We start from the raw sequence: 19,358 nt of genomic DNA on the forward strand, positions 1-19,358 counted from the left end.
TTGCAGGCTCCGCTTTACAATACCGAAAGAAAAAATCCCGATCAGGCCTTCTTGGAAAGCAGATCGCGGATTTCCGTCAGCAGCACTTCCTCGCGCGGGGCTTCCGGCTCAGGCTTTGCTTCTTCCTTCTTCTTCATGCGGTTCATGCCCTTGACGACGAGGAACAGAACCCAGGCGATGATCAGGAAATTGATCAGCAGGGTGACGAAGTTACCATAAGCAACGGTCGCACCGGCTTCACGAGCGGCGGCCAAGGTGGTCTTCGGCTCACCGGCAAGCTGGATGAACATGTTCGAGAAGTCGATACCGCCGGTAATCAGACCGATGATCGGCATGATGATATCGTTGACGATGGAATTGACGAGGCCACCGAAAGCACCGCCAATGATCACACCGATGGCCAGATCGACCATATTGCCCTTGAGAGCGAATTCCCTGAATTCTTTCAACATTAGCCTGTCTCCCTCACGAGTGCGACTGCATAACCGGGCCGTCGTTGTTGCCGTGCGCTCGTCGAATTAATCTGGCGTCAGATAGCTCTGACGGTGAACGATAGAACTGCTCCTGACTGGGGGAGGCTCGAAGAACCGTTCTATCAAACTATACTGTATTCAATTGACGAGAGAGGAACGATTCCACAATCTTTGCGAAACCGCACATATCCCGACACACTCTCAGAGCGCATTTCGATCCGATTGCATCAGATCGCCGCTCCAAATATTTGTTTTCACGCACATCCCATCCGAAAACCGTTTCACACTTTTCAGGATGTGCTCGCAGTTTGTATTCGAAAATCTTCAAAGAAAAGATAAACACGTGTATCCGCCGGTAAAACATCCCGTTTTCCATCAATATTCTTGCGTGCATGGCGTGAAAGTGCTTGCGTCAAACAGACTTGAAGACCTGGGAGAGGAATAAAACCGCCTATGCAAGGCTGGGGAATCATCGGCGCTGCCTTCTTGTACCTGCTGCTTCTCTTTGCTGTCGCCAGTATCGGTGACCGCAGATCGTCGCGCTGGAACAGTGCGCCTCGTCCCTATGTCTATGCGCTGAGCCTCGCGGTTTATTGCACGTCCTGGACTTTTTTCGGCTCGGTCGGCCTGTCCGCCCAGCGCGGACTGGAGTTTCTCGGCATCTATATCGGCCCCATTCTGGTTTTCACGCTTGGCAACCGGCTGCTGCGCCATATCGTGCGGCTGGCCAAGGCGGAGCGCATCACCTCCATCGCCGATTTTCTGGCCGCCCGTTACGGCAAGAGTTTCGGCGTGGCGTCGCTCGCCACCTGCATCGCCGCGGTTGGGTCGATCCCCTATATCGCCTTGCAGCTGAAAGCCGTGGCCGGCAGTGTCGGGCTGGTGATGGACCATTATGGCCGCACCGTCGCGCCACCGGCTTTCATCTTCGGCGATATTTCGCTGGCTGTCGCTGCCGTGCTGGCCGTCTTCGCGATCCTGTTCGGCACGCGCCATACGGATGCGACCGAACACCAGAACGGGCTGATCCTCGCCATTGCGGTGGAATCCGTCATCAAGCTCTGTGCATTCCTGACGGTCGGTCTCGCCTGCACCTTCTTTCTGTTCGGCTCGCCCTCGCAGCTCATCAGCCAGGTTTCCCAATCCACGGATGCGCTGAAGGCCTTCCACTACCAGACCTCCATCGGCACCTGGATCATCCAGACGGCTCTCAGTGCTGCGGCCATCATCATGCTGCCGCGCCAGTTCCACGTCACGGTTGTTGAAAGCCGCAGCGACAAGGAGCTGCGCACCGCATCCTGGCTGTTCCCGGTCTATCTGGTGCTGATCAATATCTTCGTCTTTCCGATTGCATTGATCGGCGTGATGACGCTCGGCAACACGGTCAGCGGCGACCTTTACGTGCTGGCCCTGCCGCTTGCCGCCGAAGCGCACTGGATGGCGCTCATTGCCTTCCTCGGCGGATTGTCCGCTGCAACCGCCATGGTGATCGTCGCCTGCGTGGCGCTTTCGATCATGATTTCCAACCATCTCGTGCTGCCGCTTTTCATCCGCAGCATGGCCAAGCGCCATCCCGCCGAACAGCCTGACCTCACCAAGGTCATTCTCAATACACGGCGCGTGACAATCATCGCCATTCTGGCGCTCGCCTTCGCCTATTATCGTTTCACCTCCAACAACATCCATCTCGCCTCGATCGGCTTTGTGTCCTTTGCGGCTATTGCGCAATTTGCGCCGGCCTTCATCGGCGGCCTGTTCTGGCGCAATGCCAACGGGCGCGGCGCGATGCTTGGCCTCTCGGCCGGCTTCCTCGTCTGGGCCTATACACTGCTGCTGCCCACCATGGCGCCCGAAGACGCCGCCATCTTGCGCGACGGTTTTCTCGGCTTCACGGCGCTGCGCCCCGAAGCGTTGTTCGGCACCGATGCGCTGCCGCTGACCAATGGCGTGATCTGGAGCCTTGCCGCCAATACGCTGTTCTATATTCTCGGTTCGCTGTCGCGCGCCTCAACGCCGCTGGAGCGCATTCAGGCCAGCATCTTCCTGCCGCGCTATTCCATCGCCGCGCCAACCCTGAAGCGCTTCCGCACCACAGTCACTGTCGCCGAACTGAAAGCCACCATGGCGCGCTATCTCGGCTCCGAGCGTGTCGAGCGCGCCTTCCTGCGATTTGAAGGCCATGAACAACGCAGGCTCGATCCGGGCATGACGGTGGACACGCCCCTGATCCGCTATGCCGAACAATTGCTCGGCACGGCGGTCGGCACGGCGTCGGCGCGGCTTGTTCTGTCGCTGCTTTTGCAACGCAACGATGCTTCCGGGCGGGATGCGCGCCAGCTGCTTGACGATGCTTCCGCTGCGCTTCAACAAAACCGCGATCTGCTGCAGATCGCGCTTGACCAGATGGAACAGGGCATCACGGTGTTCGACAAGGACTTCCGGCTGGCCTTCTGGAACCGCCAGTTCCGCACCCTGCTCAACCTGCCCGACGAGGTGATGCAGGTCGGCATACCGGTTTCGGAAATCGTCGAGCATCTGACCCGTCGCGAAGACATCGCCTTCAATATGCGCGCCAATGTCATTCATTCGCTGACGGCCAGCCGCAAGCCGTTGCGCATGAAAATGAAATCCACCGACAAGACCCTGGAAATCCAGTCCAATCCAATGCCGGATGGCGGCATCGTCGCGACCTATACCGACATCACCGCCGCTGTCGAAGCGGACCTGATGCGCCAGAAAGCCGCCGAAATGCTGGAACAGCGTGTGGCCGACCGCACAGCGGAGCTGACGCATGTGAACCAGGAGCTGGCGCGTGCGCAGGCTGCTGCCGAAGAGGCCAATCTCGGCAAGACGCGCTTTCTCGCTGCCGCTGGCCACGACATTCTGCAACCGCTCAATGCCGCCCGCCTCTATTCCACCGCGCTGTCGGAAAAACTGGGGCGTTCTGAAACCAGCGAATTTGCCCGCAACATCGATTCCTCGCTGGAGGCGGTCGAGGCCATTCTGGGCATGGTGCTGGATATTTCGCGCCTCGATACGGGGGCGCTGAAGCCGGAAGTCTCGGTGTTCCGGCTGGACAAGTTGCTGACCCAGATTGCAACTGATTTCACGCCGCTGGCACGCAAGAAAGCGCTGAAACTGCGCGTGGTGCCGTCGAGCATCGTCGTGAAGACCGACCGCAACATGTTGCGCCGCCTGATCCAGAACCTCGTTTCCAATTCGATCAAATATAGCCGCAGCGGCGGCATGCTGCTTGGCGTCCGGCGGCGCGGCGCGTTTGTCGAATTGCAGGTGCTCGACACCGGCATCGGCATTCCACAACACAAGCTCAAGCTCGTTTTCCGTGAATTCACCCGCCTTGATGAAGGCATGCGCGAGGCGGAAGGGTTGGGGCTTGGCCTGTCCATCGTTGACCGCATTGCCCGGCTGCTGGCATTTCCGCTGTCGGTGCGCTCGGTTCAGGGCAAAGGCACCACGTTCACCTTGCGCATTCCCGTCTCAAACGAGCCGGTTCCGGTGGCGGAAACCAGGAGCCGTCGCGGCCATGCACGCGCGCTGGAACTGACCGGCCTAGACGTACTGTGCATCGACAACGATGCCGATATTCTATCCGGCATGGAAACGCTGCTTTCCGGCTGGGGCTGCAACGTGACGACGCTGCGCAGCGGAGCGGCGTTGAGGGCTTTCTGCGCCAATCGCAGCACCGCGCCGGATGTGATCGTTGCGGATTATCACCTGATCCACGAAAACGGGATCGACATGATCGGCTACACGCGTGAGCATTTCAAAACGGAAATACCGGCCATATTGCTGACCGCCGACCGATCCAAGGAAGTGCGCCAGCGCGCCGAGGAAGAGAATATTACCCTGTTGAACAAGCCGCTTCGTCCGGCGGCCCTGCGCTCGCTGCTATCGCATTTCTATCATGCGCGACAGGATAGAAGCTCGTCACAGACGGCTGCGCAATAATCGGATCAGCTGCTGATTACATCATTGCCGATGCGCGACAGCAGAATGACGGCCTGCGTGCGGCTATCGACGCCTAGCTTCTGCAACACAGCCGAAACATGCGCCTTGACGGTCGCTTCCGACACGCTCAGCTCATAGGCGATCTGCTTGTTGAGGAGACCTTCGGCAAGCATGGTCAGCACACGGGTCTGCTGCGGCGTCAGCGTGCGCAGGCGCGCAATCAGCCCTTCGATTTCCGGGTCTTTCGGGTGATCGAGATCGATACCTTCCGGCGTCCAGATATCGCCTGCCAGCACGGTGCGAACCGCTTCGCCGATGGTTTCCATACTGGCCGATTTGGAAATGAAGCCCGATGCGCCCAGTTCCACCGCATGATGGATGGTGGCGGCGTCATCCGTGGCGGAAACGATCACCACCGGCAGGGCCGGTTGCAGCGCCTTCAGCGCGACCAGTCCTGAAAGACCTGCGCCACCGGGCATCGTCAGATCGAGCAACAGAAGGTCAATATCGTCGCGTTCGGCAACCAGTTTCCTGACAGCATCGAAATCGCCAACTTCGACAATCTCCACGTTTTCGGATTGTCCCGAGAGAACCTGTCTCAATGCGCCGCGGAAAAGCGGGTGATCGTCAGCGATGATAAAGTGCATGTGCCTCGCGCGCCAATTTCAAGTGGTTCCTCCCCGTGCGGTGCATCCAATGCGACCCCTCAGTGTCTGAATCAAAAAGGGTCAGGCCGTGGCGAAAATGGTGATTTCGAGAACCGGAGCGCAGCGTACATTTGGGTACGTGAGCACCGGAAGCGGAGAAATTGCCATTTGCAGACCGGGATGGCCACTTTTGGAACAGACACTAAGTTTTTATGCCTATTTTTATCCTGAGCAACCAAAAATCACGTTGCTAACGTGTTTTCGCATTTCTCATTGCCGCCATGTGGCCGCATTGTGTGGTAGGGTTGCGCCGGCAATTAAAAACACAGGCCCCGCCAGACACGTGAGCAGAGGGCGGGAACCAGAAGGCATTTCATGACGCGCAATACGCTTTATCCCGAGATTGAACCCTTCAAGGAAGAGATGCTGCAGGTGTCACCGCTGCATCGCATCCATGTTGAGCAGTGCGGCAACCCGGATGGCAAGCCGGTGATCATGATTCACGGCGGCCCCGGCGGCGGCATCACGCCCGCCATGCGCCGCCTGCACGATCCGGAGCGCTATCGCATCATCCTGTTCGACCAGCGCGGTTGCGGTCGCTCCACGCCCCATGCCGAATTGCGCGAAAACACCACCTGGGATCTCGTGGCCGATATGGAGCATATCCGCGCGCATCTTGGCATCGACAAATGGCAGGTGTTCGGCGGCTCCTGGGGTTCGACGCTTGGCCTTGCTTATGCCCAGACCCACCCGGAGCGCGTGTCGGAAGCGGTGTTGCGCGGCATCTTCATGCTGCGCCGGTTCGAAATCGACTGGATGTATACCAACGGCGCCAGCATCATTTTCCCGGATCACTTCGAAGCCTATCAGGACCATATTCCGGAAGCCGAGCGCGGCGACATGATTGCCGCCTATTACAAGCGCCTGACGGACCGTGACCCGAAAGTGCAGCTGGAAGCCGCCCGTCGCTGGGCGCGCTGGGAAGGCTCGGTGATCTCGCTTCTGCCCGACCCATCACGCGTGGATGCCTTCGGCGCGGATGAATATGCAATCGCCTTTGCGCGCATCGAATGCCACTATTTCCAGAATCGCGGCTTCCTCGATTCCGACGACCAGCTTTTGCGCAATGTCGAGCGTATCCGGCATATTCCGGGCGTGATCGTGCATGGCCGCTACGATATCTGCACGCCATTCATCAATGCATGGCAGCTCAAGAAACTGTGGCCGGAAGCCGACCTGAAGATCGTCGAGGATAGCGGCCATGCCGTGACCGAGCCGGGCATCGTGCATGAGCTGATCGAAGCGACAAAGCGCTTCGCAGCCTAGAGCCACATACGGAAAAGGCGCCATTCGGCGCCTTTTTGCTATTCAGTCCTGATCAGGTTCGCCCACCGGGCGGTGTCGGCGTTGTTTCGGCGGGCTTTTCCGGCTCGCTCTCGAAACTCTTGGCAATATCCATGAAACGGCGCATAAAACGCTCCATATAGCTCATGGATTGTTCGAATTCCTGCTCACTCGGCAAGCTAGATGCCGTGTTGCCGCTGCCCTTCTGATCGATGGCAGCCAGCCGGTCTTCCAGCACTTTCACGCGATCCTGCAAATCCGCCAGATGGTTTTCATAAGCCTCGCGATCTTCCGTCGCCATCTTGCAGATCATCTGGCCCTGCGACTGTTCAGTGCAAACAGAAATCGCGCCGGTCTTGGTATCGAGACGCACATAGCCGGTTTCGGTCTGTTCGAGACGATAACGGCCACTTTCCTGCGCCACTGCTCCGGATGCGGTTAGAACCGGCGCAACCAGAGCCACCGCCGCCAGACTGCGGATGACGGGACGCGCAGCAAAAAAGGTGTTTTTGTTCGACATAATCCGATCTCCCTTTGGCTTCCTGTCATCATATGGGAGCTTTGCGACGAAAATCGAACACCTGTAGCGGTTCCAATTAAGAACGAAATCATGCAAACCGTTTCAGGTGTTTGCTTTTACGCATTATCCCGCGCATCGAAGCGGGATCAGAAATCAGTCCAGTGGACTGATTTCCCCATGTAGACGCTTCGCACTTTTGCTGGAAATGCTTTGGGTCTTTGATTTCCTGACAATTTCGGTCTAGAGAGCAGCCATGACCAACAAGATCATCTACAAGATCGCCCCGCGCGAACTCTGGGCGCAAGCGGAAAAGGCGGGAAGCTTTACGGGCGCGCCGGTTGATATTGCCGATGGCTATATCCATTTCTCTACTGCAACACAGGTGCGCGAAACGGCAGCTAAGCATTTTGCGCACCAGAACAACTTGGTTCTTGTGAGCGTGGACGCGACCCGTCTTGGTGAAAACCTTAAATATGAGGCCTCGCGCGGCGGCGCGCTTTTTCCTCATCTCTATGCGGACCTTCCGCTTGATGCGGTCGTGACTGTCGAGCCTCTGCCACTCGATAATGACGGACTTCATATTTTCCCGGAGCTGAAAGACGAATGAGCGGACTTTTTGAAACTCTCGGCCGACGCGCCCTCTTCTCTTTCGACGCCGAACAGGCGCATGGCCTGTCCATTGCCGGGCTCAAGACCGGGCTCGTAAGCTGCAACGCGCCGAGCGACCCCGCATTGTCCGTGAAGGTTGCGGGATTGCAGTTTCCCAATCCGCTCGGCATGGCCGCCGGCTATGACAAGAATGCCGAAGTGCCGGATGCGCTTTTGAAGCTCGGCTTCGGCTTCACCGAAATCGGCACCATCACGCCGCGCCCGCAAAGCGGCAATCCGCGTCCGCGCATTTTCCGCCTCGTGGATGACAAGGCCGTCATCAATCGCCTCGGCTTCAACAATGAAGGCCACGAGGCCGCTTTCAAGCGCCTGTCGCAGCGCGCAGGCAAGAGCGGCATTGTCGGTGTCAATATCGGCGCCAACAAGGATGCGGAAGATCGCATCGCCGATTACGTGGCGGGCATTCGCCGGTTCTACCAGCTGGCGCGCTATTTCACCGTCAATATTTCTTCGCCCAACACGCCGGGCCTGCGCAATCTTCAGGCGCGCGACAGTTTGCGCGAGCTTTTGAGCCGCGTGCTGGAAGCGCGTAACGAAGAAGGCAGCATGTGCACGCTGAAGCGTCCGGTCTTCCTCAAAATCGCACCTGATCTGGCCGATGAGGAACTGGACGATATTGCCGCCGAGGCCACCGAGCAGAAGCTGGACGGGATCATCGTTTCCAACACGACCCTGTCGCGCACGGGGCTGAAAAACGCCGAAAACCGTGATGAAACCGGCGGACTTTCCGGTGCGCCGTTGTTCGAACGGTCAACCGTAGTGCTGGCCCGCATGCGTGAGCGCGTCGGCCCCGACATGCCGCTGATCGGCGTTGGCGGCATCGACAGCGCTGAAACTGCCCTGACCAAGATCAAGGCCGGAGCAGATCTGGTGCAGCTTTATACGGGGCTCATCTATCGCGGCCCCGGCTTGCCAAGTGATATCCTGCGCGGGCTGTCGGCAGCGGTCAAACGCGAAGGCGTTGCCAATATCACCGAGCTGCGCGACCGCGACACAAAAGACTGGGCAGCGCGTCAGTTGCCCGCCTGATTATCTCGTGAATTCCAGCCTGTAACGGCGCGGCAGCATCGCCAGAAGCGTGATGCCGCGTACCGACAGGAACAGATTGAGCGCCAGCCAAAGCCCGTGATTGCCCATCGCGGGCTTTGCCGCATAAAGCACGGCCATGAAGAAAGCCAGCGACAGGAACATCATGTTGCGCATGTCGCGCGACCATGTGGCCCCAATATAGACACCGTCCATATGGAAGGCGAGCAGCCCGGTCATACCGGTCAGTGCGGCCCATGGCAGATATTTGAGCGCCTCGGCATGCACATCCTCGGCTTTGGACAAGAGGCCGATGATTGGGTCACCGAAAACCAGAAGCGCGAAGGCGATGATGCTCGCCATCACCAGCCCCCAGACAAAGGTCAGCTTCGCGCCGCGCACAAAGGCCGGGCTATAGCGCGCGCCAATGGACCGCCCGACAATCTGTTCGGCGGCGGCGGCCATGCCATCCAGGAAAAAGCCTGCCACGAGGAAGAAATTCATCAGCACGGCATTGGCCGCAAGCGTCACCGGTCCGAGATCGGAACCCGCCCGTGTGAAGAAGGCAAAAGCCGTCAAAAGCAGGAAGGAGCGGATCATGATATCGCGATTGACCGCGAACATGCGCACAATGCCTTCCTTCTGGAAAATGCGCTGGCGGCTCGGGCGCTTGGTTGCGTCCTTGCGGAAATGCCGGACCACCAGAAAAAGGCCGACAACCGCCGCGACCGTTTCGCCGGTGACCGTGGCCCATGCCACGCCCGTCACACCCCAGCCGAGTTCCAGACCGAGAACAATGCACAGCACAATGTTGATGCCGTTGAGCAGAACCTGAAGGCCAAGGCCGAGCAACCCATGCCCGCGCCCGAGCACCAGCCCCAGAACGGAGTAATTGATGAGAGCAACCGGGGCCGCCAGCATACGGATCGACACATAGGTCGCCATGGCTTCCTGGGTTGCGCTTGTCGGATGCATGAAGCTCGAGGCCGCCGCCAGTGTCAGCGGCAGTGTCAGGATCATCAGCACGCCAGCTGCGACAGCGATGATGATGGCGCGCCAGAAGATCGCCTGTTCTTCGACGGCGTCTTCAGCACCCATGGCCTGCGCCACCAGACCGGTGGTGCCGGAGCGCAGGAAATTGAACATGGATAGCAGGAAGTCGAAGACCAGCGCGCCGATGGCCAATCCGCCGATCAGCTCGGCCTTGCCCACTTGGCCGACCACGCCCATATCGACGAGGCCCAGAAGCGGCGTCGTGACGGCGGCAAGTGTCATGGGAATAGCGATCAGCATGACCATGCGATGCGTCACATCGAACGGCCTCGTAACGCTTCCAACGCGCTGCGACTGATCCATAGTCAACTGTCCCCGAATTCATGCCTGTTGTTCGAGAACGTCTACTCTGGAATCGCTCGAAACTACAGAAAATTCGGCCAATAGATTGTCGCAGCTCCTGACAGCTATCTGTCAGGAGAAATCACGAGCTGCACTGCAGTGTCAGAGGCCCAGCATCATCGCCCAATAAATCCGATTGGGCTTGTTTTCCGGCGTTGCCCAGGCAAGGCCGTAATGGCTGAATGTGGGATCGAGCATATTCTTGCGATGGCCGGGCGATTTCATCCAGGCATCGAATACCGCCTCGGTGCTCGACTGGCCGGATGCGACGTTTTCAGCCGCTGGCCCGCGAATGCCCGCCTGACGCAACCGCGCAACGAACCCATTGCCCCAGCCCACGCTGTGGCCGATCTTGCCATAGCTTGCCATGCGCTTTGCTTGATAAAGCGCAGCCTGTTCCAGCTTGGAGTCGGTCGCCATCATCGAAAGGCCATGTGACTTGCGGATGGCGTTGAAAAGCCCGGTGGGATCGCCGGCGCTCACCACATTCGTCGCCGCTTCCGCCGCACCGAACGGCAAGGCGGAGAGCGAAACCGCACCCCCGGCCAGCACCAGAAAGCCACGCCGGGAAAGCATAAATCCTTGTTTTTGCTGCATCGTCCGAATGTCTTTATTTGCCGCATTGTCCAACGCAAAACCGCTTCGCACTTTTGCTGGAAATGCTCCTAACCTGCTGCCAATATCTGCTATTTGCGATAGCTGAGGATACGGAGCAAAATAAAGGCAGGGATGACAACGGCTGCGCCCAAAATGAGATAATCCGCAAAACGGGCAACAGCGGAGAAGCCCATATTCCACAGGCGCAGGAAGAAATCGCGAATGCCCCACAGAATGTCATAGGGCGTCCAGTGGAACGCGCTCATGACAACGCCGACCACCAGCGAGATCAGCACCAGCTTGACAATGATGCGAGCAGGCGTATCGCCAAGAAAACGGTTTACACCATCAGACATGCAACTCTCCTGCGTCTCGATTGCCGCCATGCGGACAGATTCATCGCGCAAGACATAGGCTGTGATGATGACATCCGCAAGTTTTCAGCGTCTGAACCTAGAGAGCCTGAATCAAAAAGCGGCATGTGTGCGAAAAAATGGTGATTTTCGAGTACCAGAGCGCAGCGTACTTAAAGGTAGGTGAGCACCGGAACGTAGAAAATTGCCATTTGCAGCCACACAGGGCGACTTTTGGAACAGGCTCTATCTTTGCTTACGATAATCGCGTGGAGCCTTCTGCTTCTGGCGCGAGAAGGACCGGTTCATGCTGCGCGTATCGGTAAAGCCGCTGGCGACGGCCACTTCCAGAAGCGACAATCCTGTTTCGGCCAGCAGTTCCTTTGCCTTCTTGACGCGCAATTCTTCGCGCACTTCGAAGGCCGTGCGTTCCAGCGCCAGCCGGAAGCCGCGCTCCATTTGCCGCACCGAGATGCCAAGCCTGCGCGCCACATCGATCATCGGCACCGGGTCTTCCAGCGTTTCCTCGAAAATGCGGATGGCCTTGCGGATCATCGGCGAGCGCACGCCGTTGAAGCTGAGCGCGGGCTGTTCGGAACGAACCAGCTCGTAAGGGATCATCAGGATCGACGCACTCTTGCGCGCCAATTCTTCGGAAATCTCGTTCTGGATGATCGAGAGAGCCAGCGACGCCGCTCCCAGTCCGCCCGCGCAGGTATAGTGCCGTCCGCTGCGGTGGAAAAGGCTGGTCGTGTCGGCGGTATAGCCGTCGAACAGGTCGAGAAAATCGTCGCGGTGGAACCAGTTCACACAGCAATTGCGGTCTTCGAGCAGGCTGCCCTCGGCAAGCAGGAAAGCGGCGGTGCAAAGCCCCACAACGGTCTTGCCGCGCTTGTCGGCGCGCTTGATGAGATCGATCAATGCCTGCTGGCGTGGCCGATACTGGGCAAGCACCCCACCGACGACGGCGACATAATCGCATTCGTCGAGTTCGCCGATGGGAGCCGTCGGCTCGATCACCATGCCGGAGCTGGACGCAACCGGATCGCCGGACAGCGTACAGATTTTCCAGGCGCAACGGATCTGGCGGCTCTTGTCACGATCATCGGCAGCCAGACGGAAGGGATCGAGGAACAGGCTCAGCGCCGTCAGCGTAAAACCCGGCAGCGCGACAATGCCAACCGACAGCCTGCGTGGCTGAGCTTCGCCTTGCGCGTTTTGTAAATCCGGCCTTCGGCTTGTATCCAATCCCGTTCCGTTTGCCACGTCAGTCGCTCTCCTCCGCCCTTGTCACATATCTGCGCGGAGTTACTCGTGCCGTCAACGAAAATGCTTGGAAAGCTTCAACTGCTGCGCCTGATAGTTGGAACCAAGATCGGTGCCGTAAAGCGCCTTCGGGCGGTTCAGCATATGCTCATAGACAAGGCGACCGACGATCTGGCCATGTTCCAGAATGAACGGCACTTCATGGCTGCGCACTTCGAGAACCGCGCGGCTGCCCGTGCCGCCAGCAGCACTATGGCCGAAGCCCGGATCGAAGAAGCCCGCATAATGAACGCGGAACTCACCGACCAGCGGATCGAAAGGCGTCATCTCTGCGGCGTAGAGCGGCGGCACATGCACGGCTTCACGCGAGACGAGGATATAGAATTCATCCGGGTCGAGCACCAGTTCGCGTGCGCCGCGATCATAGATCGGCTCCCAGAAATCGAGCACATCATTGGCGGCGCGCTTGTCCACATCGACAACGGCCGTGTGATGCTTGCCGCGATAGCCGATCAGCCTGTCCGGACCACCGGAAAGATCGACGGAGAGCGCAATGCCACCGCCGGAAATATTCGGCATTTCAGCAGCCACCAGCATCTCGGAATCGTGCAGCGCGGCGAGTTCCGCCTCATCCAGCTGGGCACGGCCCTTGCGGAAGCGGATCTGCGACAGGCGCGAACCGGTGCGCGCAACAATCGGGAAGGTGCGCGGGCTGACTTCCAGATAAAGCGGCCCCTTGTAACCGGCAGGCACCTTGTCGAATTCCTGCGCGCCATCAACAATCACGCGGGTGAAGATATCGAGACGACCGGTCGAGCTTTTCGGATTGGCGGAAGCCGACAGTTCCGGCGACAGCGAAAGGCTTTCCAACAACGGCACGATATAGACGCAGCCGGTTTCGAGAACCGCGCCTGCGGTCAGGTCGATCTCATGCAGCTTGAGGCGCTCGAGTTTGTCGATGACCGGCGTGCCCGGACCCGGCATGAAGGAGGCGCGCACGCGATAGGCCTTTGCGCCAAGGCGAAGATCGAGGCTCGCAGGCTGGATCTGGTCGGCATCCAATGGGCGCGGCGAAGCCAGCAAACCGCTTTCGAACAGCGCACCGATATCCGCATCCGCCAGAATTCCCGCATCTCTTTGCGCCATCGACCTCGTACTCCATAGTCTGAGCAATTCTTCAAAAGACCTTTGACCACTCAAAGGCCCGATGCCAACCCTTCGCGCCCGGAGAAACGGGGTTTTCCGCAGGAATCGAACTCAATTGCAAACCAACGAGGCAGGCTTTTCCGCGAATCTGGTTCTTCTAGCATTGACGACCTTGCACAACAGGCATAAGGAAAATGTGTTCCGTGGTGATTTGGCCGGCCGGCTTGCAGCCACGTTAAAGAATTCGCTAAAAAGGGCCGCGGTTCGTTACCGGCCTTTTGGGCCGGTTTTTTATTGGCCGCCGAGATGCCACTAAACGCTTTTGGGCGTCCCGGCCGACCAGCTTTTGACAGGTTGGAAAAATGACGACTGAGACTACCCGCAAGTTCCGCCCCGCGACACAGCTCGTGCATGCCGGTTCGCTCCGCTCCGGTTTCGCCGAAATGTCGGAAGCGATGTTCCTCACGCAGGGTTTCCTCTACCCCGATGCCGAAGCCGCCGAAGCGCGCTTCAAGGGCGAAAATCCGGGTTTCATCTATTCGCGTTATGCCAACCCCACCACGGACATGTTCGAAAAGCGCATGTGCGCACTGGAAGGCGCCGAGGAAGGCCGTGCCACGGCTTCCGGCATGGCTGCTGTCGCCGCCGCCATTCTGTGTCAGGTGCAGGCGGGTGATCATGTGATTTCCGCGCGCGCCGTATTCGGCTCGTGTCGTTATATCGTCGAGACCCTGCTGCCGCGCTATGGCGTGGAAATCTCGATCGTCGACGGCTCGGATATCGCAAACTGGAAAGCCGCCGTTCGCCCGAACACCAAGGTGATGTTCCTCGAAAGCCCGTCGAACCCGACGCTCGAAATCATCGACATCGCCGCCGTGGCCCAGGTGGCCAATGAAGCCGGTGCGAAGCTCATCGTCGACAATGTCTTCGCGACCCCGCTTTACCAGAAGCCGCTGGAGCTTGGCGCGCATATCGTCGTCTATTCGACCACCAAGCATATTGACGGTCAGGGCCGCTGCCTTGGCGGCATCGTGCTGTCGGACCGCGAATGGGTCGAGAACACGCTTCAGGACTATTATCGCCACACCGGTCCCGGTATGAGCCCGTTCAATGCATGGATCATGCTGAAGGGTCTGGAAACGCTGTCCGTGCGCGTGCGCCAGATGACGCAGTCGGCGGCTGCCGTTGCCGATGTTCTCGCAGGCAAGCCGGGCGTCAAGCGCGTCATCTATCCGGGCCGCGCCGACCATCCGCAGGCGGATATCATCGCCAAGCAGATGACCGGCGGTTCGACCCTGATTGCGCTGGAACTGGAAGGCGGCAAGGAAGCCGCGTTCAAGTTCGAAAATGCGCTGCAGGTGTTCAGCATCTCCAACAATCTGGGTGACGCCAAGAGCCTGATCACCCATCCGGCCACCACGACGCACAAGAACCTCAGCGATGAGGCCAAGGCCGAGCTGGGCATTTCCGATGGCGTGCTGCGCATTTCGGTCGGCCTTGAAGATACCGACGATCTCATGGAAGACGTCGAAGAAGCGCTGAAGGCAGCGGTTCGCTAAATACAGACAAGTGATTATCCGGCTCAATGGAATCGGGCCGGATAATCAGCTCGATTTCTGTCCATTTTCATCCTGAAGCATCTCGGGATCATGCAAAAGACGGTGTTTCGTCTTAAAAAATGTGACCTTTTCGCTGCAATCCCCCGCAAGAACGATCCAAACGCAGAAAATCTACCTCGCTGACCCTGTCCAGATTACCGCTTCGCGTTGACCTCCAACGCAACTTTGGCGATAGGTGGACATCAGGCACATGATAAAGGCGGATGCGATGTATAGGGCGGTGACGCAGGGGATCGAAATAACGGTTGAGCCGTTTTATCTGGAAGAAGAGTCGGCTCCCGAAGACAATCGCTATGTCTGGGGCTATCGCATTACAATCGCCAATAATTCGTCCGACACGGTGCAGCTGCGCTCGCGCTACTGGCAGATTACCGACGCCAATGGCCGCGTCGAGGAAGTGCGCGGAGCCGGTGTCGTGGGCGAACAGCCCGTTCTCGATCCGGGTGACTCGTTCCAGTATTCGTCTGGCTGCCCGCTGACCACATCGTCCGGCGTGATGGTTGGCCGTTATCAGATGCAAAACCCGACCGGCAACACATTCGAAGTGGATATTCCGGCTTTCTCGCTGGATGTGCCCGAGCAGCGCCGCACGCTGAATTAAGCCAAGCCGAGCCGCAACTGCACCACAAGACGTAAAAAAGCCGGGGCGGCTCTCCTGAACCGCCCCGGCTTTTCATTATTCTCATTTATTACTTCGCAAACAGCGCGGGATCGAACTCGTAGCTCGTTGAGCAGAATTCGCAGGTCACCGAAACCTTGCCGTTCTCGATGCTGTCCTGAATTTCCTCGGCGGTGAAACCAGCGAGAACACCCTGGATTTTCTCACGCGAGCAGGAGCATTCATCCACCACCTTGATGGCGTTGAAAACGCGCACGCCGCGTTCATGGAACAGGCGATAGAGCAGCCGCTCAGAGCCAATCGTCGGATCGGTCAGTTCCGAGCTTTCGATGGTTCCAACCAGCGACCGCGCCTCATCCCAGGCGTCATCCACCGGATGATGCACGGCTTCATTGTCGTCGCCGTCCCCGCCCGGCAGATCGGGAATGCGCGCGCGCAGTTCCGATTCCGGCAGGAACTGGATGATCAGTCCGCCAGCGCGCCATTGTTCGACGAGCTTGCCATCGGCACCCCGTTCGACCAGCTTGGCGACGCTGAGCTTCAGATCGGTCGGGATCTGTTCCGACTGGCGGAAATAAGTCGTCGCGATTTCTTCCAGCGTCGAGCCGTCAAGCGCCACGATGCCCTGATAGCGCTGCATATAGGCGCCCTGATCCACCGTGAAGGCCAGCGTGCCGCGACCGAGCAGCTCTTCCGGCTCTGTCTTGCCAGCGGCAATGGCGTCTTTCAGACGCTCATCATCAAAACGCGCATAGGCGCGCACAGCATGCGGCGTGCTGAAATCCACCACCAGCATGTCCACCGGACCGTCGGACTGGGTCTGGAAGATGAACTTGCCTTCGAATTTGAGCGAAGTGCCGAGCAAAACGGTCAGAACCGTCGCCTCAGCCAGCAGGCGGGCCACTTCCTCGGGATATTTATGCCGTTTCAGAATGGCGTCGATGCTCGTGCCAAGCTGAACCGCGCGACCGCGCACATCAAGCCCTTCCACCTGGAAGGGCACGACCGCATTGTCGCCTGCAAAGCCGAAATCACCCAGATCGAGCTTGGGACCCGACTGGCCGTTTTCGGCTTCGATATGAATGTTGCTGGTATCCTCAGCCACAGAAAACTCCAATCACGCGCCTTGCAGGCACCAGGCCAGAATGGCCTTCTGGGCGTGGAGCCTGTTTTCGGCTTCGTCGAACACGACCGATTGCGGCCCGTCGATCACTTCGTTGGTCACTTCCTCCCCGCGATGCGCAGGCAGGCAATGCATGAAGAGCGCCTTCGGATCAGCTTGCGCCATCAGCCTCGCATTGACCTGATAGGGCATGAACACATTGTGTCCACGGGCGCGGTCTTCCTGTCCCATCGAAACCCAGGTGTCGGTCACGATGCAATCCACACCGCTTGCCGCTTTCTCCGGGTCTGTCGTGGACATGATGTCCGCACCGTGCGCCCTGGCCCAGTCAATAAAGTGCTGGTTTGGCTCGCTGCCTTCCGGCGTCGCGATATTGACGTTGAAGTCAAACCGCGCCGCGGCTTCCACAAGCGAATGCAGGACGTTGTTGCCGTCCCCCATCCAGGCAAAGGTTTTGCCTTTGATCGAGCCGCGATGTTCCTCATATGTAAGAACGTCGGCCATGATCTGACAAGGGTGGGTGTCGTCGGTCAATGCATTAATGACCGGAACGGTCGCATATTCGGCCAGTTCCAGCATGCGGTCATGCGATGTGGTGCGGATCATGATCGCATCCACATAGCGCGACAGGACCTTCGCCGTATCGGCGATGGTCTCGCTGCGGCCGAGCTGCATTTCCGAGCCCGTGAGCATCAGCGTTTCACCGCCGAGCTGGCGCATGCCGACATCGAACGACACGCGGGTGCGTGTCGACGGCTTTTCGAAAATCATCGCCAGCACCTTGCCGGCAAATGGCTTTTCAATCTCGCCCGCCTTCAGGCGCGCCTTGCGCACCTTTGCATCCTCAAGGATGGAGCGCAATTCGCTTCCCGGGACGGAAGACAGATCGAGGAAGTGCTTGATACCGTTATCCTGAGCCATGATTACGCCGTCTTGCTGATCGGATTTGCGACGGAAAGCCGTTCCACGGCCATTTCGATGCGGTTCAGCGCCTCACGGGCTTCTTCCGGCGTCGTGACCAGCGGCGGCAGCAGACGGACGACATTGTCGCCAGCGCCAACGCTCAGGAAATGCTCGTCACGCAGCGCCTGAATGAGCGTGGTGTTCGGAACAACGCACTTGATGCCCATCAGAAGACCGCGACCGCGAACTTCGGAAACCACATTCGGGAACCGGTCGATGATCGAGGCAAGGCCCTGCTTCATGACAAGCGCGGTGGCCTGAACATTTTCCAGGAAACCGTCAGACAGCACGACGTCCAGCACGGCATTGCCGACAGCCATGGCAAGCGGATTGCCGCCATAGGTCGTGCCATGCACACCGGCAACCATGCCCTTGGCGGCTTCAGCCGTCGCAAGGCAGGCGCCAACCGGGAAACCGCCGCCAATACCCTTGGCCACAGCCATGATGTCCGGCGTGACGCCTGACCATTCATGGGCAAACAGCTTGCCGGTACGGCCAACGCCGGTCTGGACTTCGTCGAGGATCAAAAGCAGGCCCTTGTCGTCACAGATCTGACGGATAAGGCGCATGAATTCTTCCGGGAAACCACGCAGACCGCCCTCGCCCTGCACGGGCTCAAGCAGAATACCGGCGGTTTCATCGGTAATAGCAGCGCGCAAGGCAGCCTCGTCGCCGAACGGCACCTGATCGAAGCCTTCGACCTTCGGGCCGAAACCTTCGAGATACTTGGCCTGACCACCGGCAGCGATGGTCGCAAGCGTGCGGCCATGGAACGCGCCTTCAAAGGTGATGATCCGGAAACGCTCCGGATGGCCGTTCGCGAAATGATAGCGACGCGCGGTCTTGATCGCGCATTCAAGCGCTTCCGCGCCGGAATTGGTGAAGAAAACCTTGTCGGCAAATGTGTTGTCGACCAGACGCTGGCCGAGCTTTTCCTGTCCGGGAACTTCATAAAGATTGGACAGATGCCACAGCTTTTCAGCCTGATTTTTCAAGGCTTCGACCAGATGTGGATGCGAATGGCCAAGGGAGTTCACCGCGATGCCAGCCGCAAAATCGAGATAGCGCTCGCCGGTTTCGGTGATCAGCCAGATGCCCTCACCTCGCTCGAAGCGCAGAGCCGCACGATTATAGGTGTCGTAAAGCGGTTGCACGGTCGTAGCGTCGGTCATTGCAATCAGGCCTCCATAAGCCCTTCTAAATGCTGCATATCCGAGGAAAACGGACTGTCAGCCTTTGCCATTTTGAGCGATAACGCGACCCTCTCTCCGGCCGGTCATCACAGGATTGCAGCAGGTGGATCATGCGCCTCGCGCGTGAAAAGCCTGCCGAAATAAAAAGCCGCCCACCGGGCGGCACAATTATTCATGGGCGTATATTGGCGCTCGCGAAAAAAATGTCAATCAAACTAAGCCCGGATTGTCGCTCATCTTTGCGCATGAGTTCATGCATTTTATGTCCGCACGTCTGAGCTTTGCCTAAGCTTTGCCCAAGCCTTGCATGATGGGCATATCAGACTTTCCGCAACAATTCGGCAAGCGGGGTAGCGCGACCGTCGCACGCCCTATATATAGTGCCCAGTTTCCACGACAGGGTTCGTGCGGCGGCTTCTCTCTCCCAGGTGTTCAA

At 58.6% G+C, this 19,358-nt stretch carries 17 protein-coding genes and 1 riboswitch; of the genes, 6 read left to right on the forward strand and 11 right to left on the reverse strand.

The features are described 5' to 3' along the window. Nucleotides 1–41 precede the first annotated feature (41 nt). Nucleotides 42–452 carry a large conductance mechanosensitive channel protein MscL gene (gene mscL / locus FHW00_RS10865; protein ID WP_078337924.1) on the reverse strand — a complete coding sequence of 137 codons (411 nt, stop codon included), beginning with the start codon at nucleotides 450–452 and terminating at the stop codon, nucleotides 42–44. Nucleotides 453–926: 474 nt separating this feature from the next. Here mscL and FHW00_RS10870 point away from each other — a divergent pair, with 474 nt between their 5' ends. After that, nucleotides 927–4,442 (forward strand): PAS domain-containing hybrid sensor histidine kinase/response regulator, encoded by a 3,516-nt coding sequence (locus FHW00_RS10870; RefSeq protein ID WP_078337922.1) that lies wholly within the window; start codon nucleotides 927–929, stop codon nucleotides 4,440–4,442. Nucleotides 4,443–4,447: 5 nt separating this feature from the next. Here FHW00_RS10870 and FHW00_RS10875 read toward each other — a convergent pair whose 3' ends face one another. After that, the gene (locus FHW00_RS10875) at nucleotides 4,448–5,089 is read right to left on the reverse strand and encodes a response regulator transcription factor (RefSeq protein WP_078337921.1); all 642 of its coding nucleotides are present in this window, start codon (nucleotides 5,087–5,089) and stop codon (nucleotides 4,448–4,450) included. Between the two features lie 375 nt (nucleotides 5,090–5,464). On the opposite strand from FHW00_RS10875, the gene pip reads away from it, so the two are divergent. Further along, nucleotides 5,465–6,415 (forward strand): prolyl aminopeptidase, encoded by a 951-nt coding sequence (gene pip, locus FHW00_RS10880; RefSeq protein WP_078337920.1) that lies wholly within the window; start codon nucleotides 5,465–5,467, stop codon nucleotides 6,413–6,415. 52 nt (nucleotides 6,416–6,467) lie between these two features. On the opposite strand, the gene FHW00_RS10885 is transcribed toward pip, so the two are convergent. Next, nucleotides 6,468–6,953, reverse strand: coding sequence for a hypothetical protein (locus tag FHW00_RS10885; RefSeq protein WP_078337919.1), 486 nt, complete (start codon nucleotides 6,951–6,953; stop codon nucleotides 6,468–6,470). 253 nt (nucleotides 6,954–7,206) lie between these two features. Between FHW00_RS10885 and FHW00_RS10890 the strand changes: the two genes are divergently transcribed. Together FHW00_RS10890 and FHW00_RS10895 are read left to right on the forward strand one after the other, a co-directional pair. After that, nucleotides 7,207–7,560 (forward strand): DUF952 domain-containing protein, encoded by a 354-nt coding sequence (locus tag FHW00_RS10890; protein WP_078337918.1) that lies wholly within the window; start codon nucleotides 7,207–7,209, stop codon nucleotides 7,558–7,560. Beyond that, nucleotides 7,557–8,651, forward strand: a complete 1,095-nt coding sequence (locus FHW00_RS10895) for a quinone-dependent dihydroorotate dehydrogenase (RefSeq protein WP_078337917.1) — start codon at nucleotides 7,557–7,559, stop codon at nucleotides 8,649–8,651. The genes FHW00_RS10890 and FHW00_RS10895 overlap by 4 nt, the downstream gene beginning before the upstream one ends. On the opposite strand, the gene FHW00_RS10900 is transcribed toward FHW00_RS10895, so the two are convergent. The 5 genes from FHW00_RS10900 to FHW00_RS10920 form a co-directional block, all read right to left on the reverse strand. Continuing rightward, nucleotides 8,652–10,004 carry an MATE family efflux transporter gene (locus FHW00_RS10900; RefSeq protein WP_078337916.1) on the reverse strand — a complete coding sequence of 451 codons (1,353 nt, stop codon included), beginning with the start codon at nucleotides 10,002–10,004 and terminating at the stop codon, nucleotides 8,652–8,654. 141 nt (nucleotides 10,005–10,145) lie between these two features. Beyond that, on the reverse strand, nucleotides 10,146–10,640 hold the full coding sequence (locus FHW00_RS10905; RefSeq protein ID WP_078338113.1) for a CAP domain-containing protein: 495 nt from the start codon (nucleotides 10,638–10,640) through the stop codon (nucleotides 10,146–10,148). An 89-nt stretch (nucleotides 10,641–10,729) separates the two neighbouring features. After that, on the reverse strand, nucleotides 10,730–10,996 hold the full coding sequence (locus FHW00_RS10910; protein ID WP_078338112.1) for a DUF6460 domain-containing protein: 267 nt from the start codon (nucleotides 10,994–10,996) through the stop codon (nucleotides 10,730–10,732). Nucleotides 10,997–11,239: 243 nt separating this feature from the next. Continuing rightward, on the reverse strand, nucleotides 11,240–12,241 hold the full coding sequence (locus tag FHW00_RS10915) for a GlxA family transcriptional regulator (protein ID WP_078337915.1): 1,002 nt from the start codon (nucleotides 12,239–12,241) through the stop codon (nucleotides 11,240–11,242). 72 nt (nucleotides 12,242–12,313) lie between these two features. Then, complete coding sequence (locus tag FHW00_RS10920; protein WP_078337914.1) at nucleotides 12,314–13,405, reverse strand: 2'-deoxycytidine 5'-triphosphate deaminase; 1,092 nt, start codon at nucleotides 13,403–13,405, stop codon at nucleotides 12,314–12,316. 193 nt (nucleotides 13,406–13,598) lie between these two features. Next, a riboswitch (SAM riboswitch) is annotated at nucleotides 13,599–13,678 on the forward strand. Between the two features lie 89 nt (nucleotides 13,679–13,767). Between FHW00_RS10920 and FHW00_RS10925 the strand changes: the two genes are divergently transcribed. Together FHW00_RS10925 and apaG are read left to right on the forward strand one after the other, a co-directional pair. After that, the gene (locus FHW00_RS10925) at nucleotides 13,768–14,964 is read left to right on the forward strand and encodes an O-succinylhomoserine sulfhydrylase (protein ID WP_078337913.1); all 1,197 of its coding nucleotides are present in this window, start codon (nucleotides 13,768–13,770) and stop codon (nucleotides 14,962–14,964) included. 268 nt (nucleotides 14,965–15,232) lie between these two features. Continuing rightward, the gene (gene apaG / locus FHW00_RS10930) at nucleotides 15,233–15,625 is read left to right on the forward strand and encodes a Co2+/Mg2+ efflux protein ApaG (protein ID WP_078337912.1); all 393 of its coding nucleotides are present in this window, start codon (nucleotides 15,233–15,235) and stop codon (nucleotides 15,623–15,625) included. Between the two features lie 88 nt (nucleotides 15,626–15,713). Here the strand turns inward: apaG and FHW00_RS10935 are convergent, their stop codons facing one another. From FHW00_RS10935 to FHW00_RS10945, 3 genes are read right to left on the reverse strand one after another with little or no spacing between them, the layout of a single operon-like run. Further along, complete coding sequence (locus tag FHW00_RS10935; protein WP_078338111.1) at nucleotides 15,714–16,748, reverse strand: Hsp33 family molecular chaperone; 1,035 nt, start codon at nucleotides 16,746–16,748, stop codon at nucleotides 15,714–15,716. Between the two features lie 12 nt (nucleotides 16,749–16,760). Further along, the gene (gene argF, locus FHW00_RS10940; RefSeq protein ID WP_078337911.1) at nucleotides 16,761–17,687 is read right to left on the reverse strand and encodes an ornithine carbamoyltransferase; all 927 of its coding nucleotides are present in this window, start codon (nucleotides 17,685–17,687) and stop codon (nucleotides 16,761–16,763) included. 2 nt (nucleotides 17,688–17,689) lie between these two features. Further along, nucleotides 17,690–18,901, reverse strand: coding sequence for an aspartate aminotransferase family protein (locus tag FHW00_RS10945; RefSeq protein ID WP_078337910.1), 1,212 nt, complete (start codon nucleotides 18,899–18,901; stop codon nucleotides 17,690–17,692). Between the last annotated feature and the right edge of the window lie 457 nt (nucleotides 18,902–19,358).

This window comes from Ochrobactrum sp. P6BSIII (genome assembly GCF_014138065.1).
Taxonomy (GTDB): Bacteria; Pseudomonadota; Alphaproteobacteria; order Rhizobiales; family Rhizobiaceae; genus Brucella.